This is a genomic window from Enterovirga sp., from assembly GCF_035325185.1.
Taxonomy (GTDB): domain Bacteria; phylum Pseudomonadota; class Alphaproteobacteria; order Rhizobiales; family Beijerinckiaceae; genus Enterovirga.
Genome location: NZ_DAOLAJ010000046.1, coordinates 19,044 through 28,037 on the forward strand (window position 1 = coordinate 19,044; position 8,994 = coordinate 28,037).

General features: G+C 67.6%; 11 protein-coding genes. 10 read left to right on the forward strand and 1 reads right to left on the reverse strand.

The window, feature by feature from the left end; all coding sequences use genetic code 11:
- The first annotated feature begins 105 nt into the window (after positions 1 to 105).
- The 5 genes from PKD06_RS10905 to PKD06_RS10925 all read left to right on the forward strand — a co-directional run bounded on the left by PKD06_RS10905 (position 106) and on the right by PKD06_RS10925 (position 4,291).
- On the forward strand, positions 106 to 1,236 hold the full coding sequence (locus PKD06_RS10905; RefSeq protein ID WP_324380199.1) for a YbfB/YjiJ family MFS transporter: 1,131 nt from the start codon (positions 106 to 108) through the stop codon (positions 1,234 to 1,236).
- 38 nt (positions 1,237 to 1,274) lie between these two features.
- Positions 1,275 to 2,252 carry a methylmalonyl Co-A mutase-associated GTPase MeaB gene (gene meaB, locus PKD06_RS10910; RefSeq protein ID WP_324380200.1) on the forward strand — a complete coding sequence of 326 codons (978 nt, stop codon included), beginning with the start codon at positions 1,275 to 1,277 and terminating at the stop codon, positions 2,250 to 2,252.
- Between the two features lie 23 nt (positions 2,253 to 2,275).
- Positions 2,276 to 2,908, forward strand: a complete 633-nt coding sequence (locus tag PKD06_RS10915; RefSeq protein ID WP_324380201.1) for a peptidase C15 — start codon at positions 2,276 to 2,278, stop codon at positions 2,906 to 2,908.
- A gap of 56 nt (positions 2,909 to 2,964) precedes the next feature.
- The gene (locus PKD06_RS10920) at positions 2,965 to 3,201 is read left to right on the forward strand and encodes an Lrp/AsnC ligand binding domain-containing protein (RefSeq protein ID WP_324380202.1); all 237 of its coding nucleotides are present in this window, start codon (positions 2,965 to 2,967) and stop codon (positions 3,199 to 3,201) included.
- 400 nt (positions 3,202 to 3,601) lie between these two features.
- Entirely contained in the window at positions 3,602 to 4,291 is a 690-nt protein-coding gene (locus PKD06_RS10925) for an FCD domain-containing protein (RefSeq protein WP_324380215.1), read from the forward strand.
- A gap of 24 nt (positions 4,292 to 4,315) precedes the next feature.
- On the opposite strand, the gene PKD06_RS10930 is transcribed toward PKD06_RS10925, so the two are convergent.
- On the reverse strand, positions 4,316 to 5,350 hold the full coding sequence (locus tag PKD06_RS10930) for a transglycosylase SLT domain-containing protein (protein WP_324380203.1): 1,035 nt from the start codon (positions 5,348 to 5,350) through the stop codon (positions 4,316 to 4,318).
- Positions 5,351 to 5,734: 384 nt separating this feature from the next.
- On the opposite strand from PKD06_RS10930, the gene PKD06_RS10935 reads away from it, so the two are divergent.
- The 5 genes from PKD06_RS10935 (at position 5,735) to PKD06_RS10955 (ending at position 8,942) form a co-directional block, all read left to right on the forward strand.
- Positions 5,735 to 6,037 (forward strand): hypothetical protein, encoded by a 303-nt coding sequence (locus tag PKD06_RS10935; RefSeq protein WP_324380204.1) that lies wholly within the window; start codon positions 5,735 to 5,737, stop codon positions 6,035 to 6,037.
- Between the two features lie 272 nt (positions 6,038 to 6,309).
- Positions 6,310 to 7,620: a site-specific integrase gene (locus PKD06_RS10940; protein ID WP_324380205.1), complete on the forward strand. Its 1,311-nt coding sequence runs from the start codon at positions 6,310 to 6,312 to the stop codon at positions 7,618 to 7,620.
- On the forward strand, positions 7,611 to 8,108 hold the full coding sequence (locus PKD06_RS10945) for a hypothetical protein (RefSeq protein ID WP_324380206.1): 498 nt from the start codon (positions 7,611 to 7,613) through the stop codon (positions 8,106 to 8,108). Before PKD06_RS10940 ends, PKD06_RS10945 begins: the two co-directional genes overlap by 10 nt.
- A gap of 326 nt (positions 8,109 to 8,434) precedes the next feature.
- Entirely contained in the window at positions 8,435 to 8,641 is a 207-nt protein-coding gene (locus PKD06_RS10950; protein WP_324380207.1) for an AlpA family phage regulatory protein, read from the forward strand.
- A 70-nt stretch (positions 8,642 to 8,711) separates the two neighbouring features.
- Positions 8,712 to 8,942, forward strand: coding sequence for a hypothetical protein (locus tag PKD06_RS10955; RefSeq protein WP_324380208.1), 231 nt, complete (start codon positions 8,712 to 8,714; stop codon positions 8,940 to 8,942).
- Positions 8,943 to 8,994 lie beyond the last annotated feature (52 nt).

Sequence of the window (8,994 nt, forward strand, 5' to 3'; positions counted from 1 at the left end):
GACGTGGATGCCGGCCCCTGTGAACAGGATGTGTTCAGAGAGAAGAGGGCCCCCGGCTCCGCCCGGAGAGCCGGTGCCGCCCTCGGCGGGACTGCGCGCCGGCCGATGAGTGCCGCTGTCGGCCTCCGGCCTGCTTTCGCCGGCGCCGGCGGAACCTTCTCGGGGCTCGGCCTCGCGCGCTTCGCCTATGTGCCGCTCTTTCCCGCCATGGTGTCGGCGGGCTGGGTGAGCGGGGGGCAGGCGGGGCTCCTCGGCGCCCTGAACCTCGCCGGCTACGTGCTTGGGGTCGTCGGCGGACGGCGGGTCGGCGCGGCGCTCGGCACGGGGGCCTCTCTTGATCTCGGCATGGGTCTCGTCGTCCTCTCCTTCGCCGGCTGCGGCTGGAACGGCGGCGTTGTCTGGCTTGCCGCCTGCCGCGCCCTCGCCGGAATCGCGGGCGGCATCCTGATGGTGCTGGCCGGGCCGGCGGTCCAGGGCCTCGTCGCCCCCGAGCGGCGCGGGCTTGCGGGCGGCATCGTCATGACGGGCGTCGGAACGGGAGCGATCGCGGGCGCGATCGCCGTGCCAACCCTGCTCGGCGCGGCCGGCATCGCCGGGACCTGGCTCGGCCTCGCCGCCGCCGTCCTCTGCCTGTGGATCGCCGCGCGTCGCGCATGGCCGCGGGTTCCCGTCGTGGCCGTCGTGGGCGCGCTCCCTGCCGGCACGGGCCGGCTCGCCCTGGCCTATGGCCTGTCGGCCGCCGGGCTCGTGCCGCACATGGTCTATCTCGCCGATATCGTCGTGCGGGGGCGGGGCCTTGCCGTCCCCTGGGGGGCGGGGGCGTTTCTCGCCTTCGGCCTCGGCGGGATCTGCGGCCCCCTGGTCGGCGGGCGGGTGGCCGATCGCCTCGGGTCTGTCCGTGCCTTCCGCATCTGGCTCGGCCTCCAGCTTGCGGGGGTCTCCCTGCTGTTCGCGCCCTTCGGCGCGGCGCTGATGGCGGGCGGGTTCCTCGGGGGCTTCGCCGCGATCGGGCTCACCGCCGTGACGCTGGCCCGGGCGCGCGAGATGGCGGGCCCTGCTTCCGGAGCCGTCTGGGCCCGCGCGACGCTCGCCTTCGCATTCGCCCAGGCGGCGACGGGATTCCTGATGGCGGCGGTTTTCTCGTGGACGGGCTCGCATGCCCAGCTCCTCGGCCTCGCCCTCCTGTTTTCCCTGGCCGCCTTCGTCCCCCTCGGAACGGGAAAGGCGGCCGCCTGAGCGCTCGACGGCGGCCTCCGTCTTCGCCACAAGCAGGCATGATCCGACGTCCTCCTCCCGATCCGCAAGCCGTCGCCGCGGGCGAGCGCTCGGCGCTGGCCCGCGCCATCACGCTGGTCGAATCGAAGCGCGCCGACGACCGCAAGGCCGCGCGGGCCCTGATCGAGGCGCTGCTGCCCCGCACGGGACGCGCCGTCCGCGTCGGCATCACCGGGGTGCCCGGCGTCGGCAAGTCGACGATGATCGACGCGCTCGGTGCCCATCTGATCGAGCAGGGCATGAAGGTCGCCGTTCTCGCCGTCGATCCGAGCTCACGGCGGACGGGAGGGGCGATCCTCGGCGACAAGACGCGGATGGCGCGCCTCGCGGTCGCGCCCGAAGCCTTCGTGCGGCCGTCTCCCTCCTCGGGGACCCTGGGCGGCGTCGCCGCCAAGACGCGCGAGGCGATGCTGCTCTGCGAGGCGGCCGGCTTCGATGCGATCCTTGTCGAGACCGTGGGCGTCGGCCAGTCGGAAACGGCCGTGGCGGACCTGACCGATACCTTTCTCGTCCTGGCGCTGCCCGGGGCGGGAGACGAGTTGCAGGGCATCAAGAAGGGCGTCATCGAGCTGGCCGACATCATCGCGGTGAACAAGGCGGACGGCCCCGGCGCGCAGAGGGCGGCGGCGGCCGCCGCCGAATACCGCGCCGCCTTGCGCATCCTCGTGCCGCATGACGCGCTCTGGACGCCGCCGGTGCTCCTCGTCTCGGGCCTCGCGGGGCAGGGTCTCGAAGAGCTGTGGGCGGCCGTAATGGCTCACCGCGCGCGGCTCGAAGGCGCGGGCGCCCTGGCGAGGAAGCGCCGCGAGCAGAATACCCGCTGGATGTGGGCGATGGTGGAAGAGCGGCTGCGCGAGAAGATGCTGACGAGCCCGGCCGTCCGCGCGCGGCTCCCCGATCTCGAGGCGGCCGTCGCGGAGGGCGCGGTCTCCCCGGCGGCGGGGGCGGACGAGCTGGCCGCGCTCCTGGGCTTGTGAGGCGGGCAGGGCAGGGGATTCCGATGCGTCTTCTCGTCACCGGCTTCGGCCCCTTTCCGCGCATGCCCCGCAATCCGAGCGCGGCGATGGCCCGGGAGGTCGCGGCCGCGCCCCGCCTGCGCCTTCACGGCATCGAGGCGGCACCCCTCGTCCTGACCACCGCCTATGGCAGCCTTCCCGCGGAACTCGATCCCGCGCTCGCCGCCGGACCCGATATTCTCCTCCTGCTCGGCGTCGCGGGGAGGGCCTCGCGGGTCCGCGTGGAGGAGCGCTCGACCCCCCGGCGCTCGACCCTGTTTTCCGATGCGAGGGGCGCCCGGCCGGAATTGGGGGCCGGACTCGGGGCGGCGCCGCGCAGAACCCGCGTGCGGATCACGCCCGTTCTGCGCAGCCTCGCCCGCCACCGCATCGAGGCGCGCCGCTCCCGCGATGCCGGCCGGTATCTCTGCAACGCAGCCTATTTCCGCGCCTTGGCGAGGACGGGGCCGACGCTCTTCGTTCACATCCCCCTGGTTCCGAAGCCGAGGCGGGCGGGACGTCGCGGGAGGCTCGCGGGCGCCTCGTGGCGGCGGGCGCTGGCGGCCGCCCTCGTCGAGATCGTCATCGGAATGGGACCCGCCGCCCGGCGGTTTGTCGTGCCGGCGGCCATCCGGTAGAGGTCCGGTTGGGCAGCCGCTCGTTCGGATCGATCGCCCAGCCCGGAGCCGCGCGCATGCAGACCTTCTTCGTCGAGATCAAGTGCAAGCTCGGCCAGACCTACCCGGTGGCCAGCGCCCTGGCCGACCGCGAAATCGCCTCGGAAATCTACTCGACGGCGGGAAATTACGACATTCTCGCCAAGTTTCACGTCGATGACGGGGTCGATATCGGCCATTTCGTCGCCGAGAACGTCCAGACCCTCGCCGATATCGCTGATACGCGCACCGTGATCACCTTCAAGGCGTTTTGAGAGGCGCACCGGCATGATCGGGCGGCGGGCAGGTCTGGTTCCTCTCGTGCGCCATCGGTTCCCGCGGACCGCATGGGGCGCTCAGAGGGTCTCGCTCTGCGAGCAAACCATTAAACCAAATTGGTTCATAGGAGGAGCACCGCTTCCGGCGGTCTGAGTCTCCGGCTCCTGCTGCGACGCGAGAGATCGCCGGTCCGCGCCGCCGAATGCCTCCACAGTTTCCAGTCTCGCATTCCGGCCAGCCTCTCTTCTCGTCAGCGAAAAAGGAAGGCGAGAGAGACCTTTGCATGAGGTCAGCGCTCGATGGAAGCCAAGACAACCAAGCTGGTTTTTGTCATCAACCTCCGATCTGTCGCGAGGATCATTTGGACTGGCGAATGGTTGGTGCTATCCTGAGCGAATGAACCAATCTGTGGAATTGGTCCAAGAATGGTTTTCCAGCGAGCGCCTTCGCAATGGCGAAAGGTTGCCGCCGGAGCGCGTCCTGGCCGAAAGGCTCGGATTGTCGCGTGCTTCCCTGCGCAAGGGCCTAGCTCTTCTGGAGGCGGACGGTCTCCTCGTCCGGCAGGTCGGACGGGGCACCTTTGTCCAGGGAGGAGCCGCGGCGGAGGGACGGGAAAGCCACGAGGAGGCGGGAACTGGAGCGGGAGGTCCCGGCGAATTTTCCGATGCCTCTCCCCGGCATCTTCTCTCGGCCCGGCTTGCTTTCGAGCCTGTTTTGGCGCGGCTTGCCGCGCGCGAGGCGACGGCGGCGGATCACGAGCGGATGCGCCGGGCGGAAGCCGCGGTGGGAGCGGCACGGGATGGAGCCTCGCTCGACGATGCGGACGACGCCTTCCACCGCGCCATCGCCTTGGCCTCGGGAAACCCGGTTCTCGTCGATTTGTTCGACCGGGCCATGCTCGCACGGCACCGGCTGGAATGGGGCCGGCTGCGCGACAGGGTGGGCCTCGCCCAGGCGCAAGCCGCCCGTGACGACCACCCTCGGATCCTCGGCGCCATTCTCGCGCGGGACGCGGAGGCGGCCGAGGCCGCCTTGACCCATCATCTCATGGTCGAGGCTGCAACCATTTTGGGTTTATTGGTTTAAGGCATCTGTGTCCGGGCGGGAGGCTCACTGCGTCCACGCGGCCGCATAGGTCTTGATGGGAGTGAAGCGCTCCAGCCGGGCGTCGATCATGCCCTGGATCTTGTCATAGACCTGCGGAATGGTGAGGCCGGGGCGCGTCCAGCGGCCGCGGCGCCTGCGCCCGCCCGTGCGAACGGCCGGCCCGTAGAAGATCGCCACGTTGGCGCGGGCCGCCGCCGGAAAGATCTGGGAGGCGGTCGGCGGCGTCTTCTCCTCGCGGAGTGCGATGAAGCGGGCCGCGTCCTCGATTCCCAGGAAATGGGCGAGATACATCTCCGTGGTCGTCAGGGGCCGGCCGATCTTCAGGCCGATCTCTTCGGCATCCTTCTTCAGCATCTCGGCGGCCATGACGGCCGAGAGATAAGGGTCGTCGCGGAGCCGGAGAATGCGGGTGCGAAGCTCGGGATCATCGACGATCGGCTTCTCTTTTTCGCCATAGACCGCGGCGGCCTCGGCCGCGAGGCCGTGATCGGCCCCGAACCGGCGCACGACGTCGAGCCACGTCCGGTCGATGAATTGGTACAGACCCTTGGCGCTCGAGGTCGGGGCCTTCACGCTCGGCTGGAAGGCCGATTCCTTGTCGGCGAGCGCCATCAGATAGATGGGGTCGACCTTGGTCGCTGCCGCGGCCCGCACGATCGCGTCCACGAGGGGGCGCGGCACCTCGCGATTGCCGAAGCGAAGGAACTGCTCGACCTGCGCCCGGGCATCGGCGAATCCCTGGTTCTCCGCGGCCGGGACCGAGACGGTGATCTCGGGCAGGGCGGGCAAGGCGATGGCGTCCAGCGATGCCCTCGCCTGCGCGATCGGGGCGAGAGCTGTGCCCGGCATCATCATGCTCACGGCGAGGCCGCCGACGACACAGGCGGCGATCCGCCCGGCCTTGAGCGTCGCCCCTTCGAGCGAGACGCCGAGGCTTTCCGGTTGTTTCAGCACGGAGCGGGGAGCGAGCCAGAGGATCTCCGTATCGCCGTTCAGCGCCCGCGCGCATTCAAACCGACCCTGCGACCAGGACCGCATCTCGCCCCCAAAGCAACACGCCCGAAATTCTTGTGCGCGAGAGCTTCATGCCGGGGCGATATGGCCGCAATGGGACGAGATCGAGGTCTTTCGAGCGACCTTCGTCATGTTCATGGGAGAATTTCGGCACCGAGGGCGTATCGAGACCGAATGAGAAGGTGGGGCCTGTCCGATTTCCGTCCGTTGGCGCGCCGGCTCCAGAGGGCCGGACTTGTCGTTGCGCTCCTTTCGGCTGCCTGCTTCGAGGTGGCTGTTGCGGAGGAGACACGACAGGTGAAATTCGGTGTGCTGATGCTCTCTTATGATGCGCAAACATGGTCCGTAACCTCCGGGGAGAGCGGATTCACGGCCGAATGCACCGTCCGGCGGTGCCTGGGACGCATCGTGACGGGGCGTGTCCTGCCCGATTCGAGATGTGGCGCGGATGAACTGGGACCCGGCGCGGGGCGGGTTTCGAGCGACTGGCGCGCCGCCGGGACGGCGCCGGGCGATCTGCATTGGCTCGTCGCCCGCTGGTGGCGCGGATGCCGCAACGCCCATCCCGAAAGCCTCGCCGCCTGCACGCTGCATGCGGGCGCGGCCTATCGGATCGATGCGCCGCTTCTCACCTGTCGGACAGCGCCGCAATCAGAAGTGATTGCGACCATCCTGTCTCTGATCGGCGGGATTTCGACGAAAATCCGCTGAGGGCGGCACGGTGATCCGCTGCGCGAGCCCACGTATTCCACGGCATTCGGTGGCGGGCGGAGCATGGTCGGAGCGGCGGGATCGAACCCACGACCCCTAGTCCCCCAGACGCCCCAAAGCCGTTTTTAGGCCATTTCAGACTAGTTCACAAGGTATCGATACCTCTTGTTTTCCAGTGGCATACGTGATCGACTGTTTTCACGGGGGTTCACTGAGATTCGATTTTTTGAACCCCCGTTGAACCCCCAAGTCCAGACTAGGGCTCGCCAACGGTGCCGATCGTCGCCCTCACCGCACAATATCTGAAGGGGCTGAAGCCGCCCGAAACCGGGCGGCTCGAGATATGGGACGAACGCACGCCCGGTCTCTGCCTTCGCCTGTCGTCGACAGGGAAGGGCGCCTGGTCGTTCCGATATCGGCCAAGGGAGGGCGCCGGCTTTCAGCGGATCACCCTGGGCAGCCTCGAGGCTTTGGGCCTCGCCGACGCGCGCGAGCGCGCCGCGAAGCAGCGCGCGGCTGTCGTGGACGGCCGCGATCCTCAGCGGGAGCGGATCGCAAAGCGGGAAGCGGCGCGGAACGCGCTCACCTTCGACATGCTGGCGCAGCGCTATATCGACGAATATGCGAAGCCTCGGAAGACCAGTTGGCGGAACGACGAGGGCTACCTCAAGCGGCCCCGGGCTGAATGGGGAAAGCTGCCGGCCGGCGACATCTCGCGGCGCGATGTCATCGCGCTCCTCGACGAGATCAAGGTCGCCGCACCAATTTCGGCCAATCGCACCCAATCCATCATCGTGACCCTCTTCAATTGGGCGGTCGATGCTGAATTGGTTGAAACCAATCCGGCCGCTCGGATGAAGAAACGCGCGAAGGAGACCGCCAAAGAGAGGACGCTTTCGGATGCGGAGATGCGCGTCCTTTGGACGGCGCTCACGGGGGAGGGGACTGGCGTCAAGGCGGATGTCGCGGATGCCCTTCGGCTGCTGCTTCTCACGGGGCAGCGCCCGGGCGAGATTGCCGGGCTCGGCCGGGCGGAGATCGTCGACCTCGACGATCCTGCCGACGCGAGGATTGAAATTCCAGGCGCACGGATGAAAGCCGGGAAGCCGCACGTGGTGCCGCTCGCACCCATGGCACGGGATATCGTCGTTGCCGTGATCGCCCGGCGCCGGCGCGATGGTGACGACCAGAGCGAGTTCGAGCCTCGGGACAAGGCGGTCTTCGCCAGCCGTTTCGTGGCGCGCGCGACACTCGCTCGGCATAGCCTCTCGCAGGGCCTGCGACGCGTGATCGCTTCGCTAGACGCTAGCAAATGGGAGAGCGACAGCGCCGCCGCGGAGACGATCGCGTCCCTAAAGGGGGCGCCACCAACCCCCCACGATTTCCGGCGCACGGTCGGGACCGGGCTCGCTCGTCTCGGCGTATCTCGCGAGGATCGCAAGGCGGTCCTCGCGCACGTCGAGGACGACGTCCATGGCCGGCACTATGACAAGTACGAGCGGCTGAAAGAGAAGCGCGCGGCTCTCGCGGCGTGGGAGGCGCATGTCTCGGTGATTATCGCAGAGCGGCGCCGATGGTCGTGAAGCTTTCCAGCAAACTCGATGCTTTTGTCCGCAAGCAAGGGACCCTTCGTCCTCCCCCCCTTGCTCGCACGACCGACCCGTATTGGCTCTCATACGCCGATCTCGGCAGGCTGGAGCAGATATTGGCTCCGAAAATGCCAAGGGCGGACGTCGGCTATCGTTTGCAACAGATTGCCGTCGGATACGCGCGCCAGAAGGCGCGCCGCGCAAAGGCGCGAGATTTAGCTAATAGGGCCAGTTCTCTTCGCGCCTTGGCCGACGCTGCCGCCAGGATAGACAAGGCACTAAAACGCGTAGACGAAGATGATCTGATATGGTCGTTTGAAGATATTAAATTCGATTTTGAGCTATTACACGAAGAGGCGGACGACGGAACGGTGCAATTCTCAGACCGGAAATTCGAGGAATTTGCGGACGCCGTCCTTGCGCAAATCGACATTACGCGAGAGGTCGCTCGAGACTGGCGGTCGGCGCCGAACGAAGGCTGAAGTCGATCACTCAAAGGCGAGGGCACAAAAGCCTAGAGCGCAGGTGTATCTGGGAGCCGCTCATCCAACTCCGGAATGAAGCTGGTCATGCTGGCTTTGCCGACAATGGACCGCTGATGCGCATGGTGGACATCTATCACAGGCATTTCGGCATCGACGCACCTGCGCCAGGCGCGGTGCGTCAGGCTGTCAACGACATGAGGGATCCAGGCGCTTAAGGGGCAGGTCGGGTGTTGTGTTCCGAAATTACAAAAATCGAAACACCTCATGCCCTGCGTAGCTCCAGTTGATTACCAGAAAGACCGTCCGAAATCAGGAGACGGTCTATGTCCGAGCGGCGCATCCTCCTCAAGCATGAGGTCTTGGCGCGAGTGCGCCTCAGCAATCCGACGATCTATCGGCTGAGGCGGAAGGGCAAATTCCCTGAGCCATTCGTGATCGGCGAGCAAAAGGTCGCCTGGTTCGCCGACGAGATCGAGGCTTGGCTTGAGGCGCGTGAGCGGACCTCTCTGGCGCCGGCCGAGGCGGCATGAGCGCACCCGCCATGTCACGCCGTACCCCGAAAATGTTACGCCCGCGTCACGCTCGGCAGAGGGGCGTGACATGAGCGGCCTCGACTGGCGCCGAGCGCGCCCCGCTCGCGAAACGCAGTCGATTGCCGACGACGATCGCGACTTCCGGCATCTTGGCTTTGGCGGTCGGCCTCGCCGGCCGCCACCATCCAAAGCGTCGCTCCGAGCCCTCGCCGACGCAGCGACAAAAGAATTCGTGGCCCGGAAGGCCGCGGCGCCGAAACCCGATCATGAGGAGGTCAAGCCGCCATGGGAGGAGTGATCGTCCCCTTCCCGGCCGCCCGGCGTGTGGGCCAGATCCGCAAGACGGCCGC

Coding starts and splice junctions, on each gene's coding strand:
- PKD06_RS10905 (WP_324380199.1), top strand. CDS start 106: ATGAGTGCCGCTGTCGGCCTCCGGCCTGCTTTCGCCGGCGCCGGCGGA.
- meaB (WP_324380200.1), top strand. CDS start 1,275: ATGATCCGACGTCCTCCTCCCGATCCGCAAGCCGTCGCCGCGGGCGAG.
- PKD06_RS10915 (WP_324380201.1), top strand. CDS start 2,276: ATGCGTCTTCTCGTCACCGGCTTCGGCCCCTTTCCGCGCATGCCCCGC.
- PKD06_RS10920 (WP_324380202.1), top strand. CDS start 2,965: ATGCAGACCTTCTTCGTCGAGATCAAGTGCAAGCTCGGCCAGACCTAC.
- PKD06_RS10925 (WP_324380215.1), top strand. CDS start 3,602: ATGAACCAATCTGTGGAATTGGTCCAAGAATGGTTTTCCAGCGAGCGC.
- PKD06_RS10930 (WP_324380203.1), bottom strand. CDS start 5,350: ATGCGGTCCTGGTCGCAGGGTCGGTTTGAATGCGCGCGGGCGCTGAAC.
- PKD06_RS10945 (WP_324380206.1), top strand. CDS start 7,611: ATGGTCGTGAAGCTTTCCAGCAAACTCGATGCTTTTGTCCGCAAGCAA.
- PKD06_RS10950 (WP_324380207.1), top strand. CDS start 8,435: ATGTCCGAGCGGCGCATCCTCCTCAAGCATGAGGTCTTGGCGCGAGTG.
- PKD06_RS10955 (WP_324380208.1), top strand. CDS start 8,712: ATGAGCGGCCTCGACTGGCGCCGAGCGCGCCCCGCTCGCGAAACGCAG.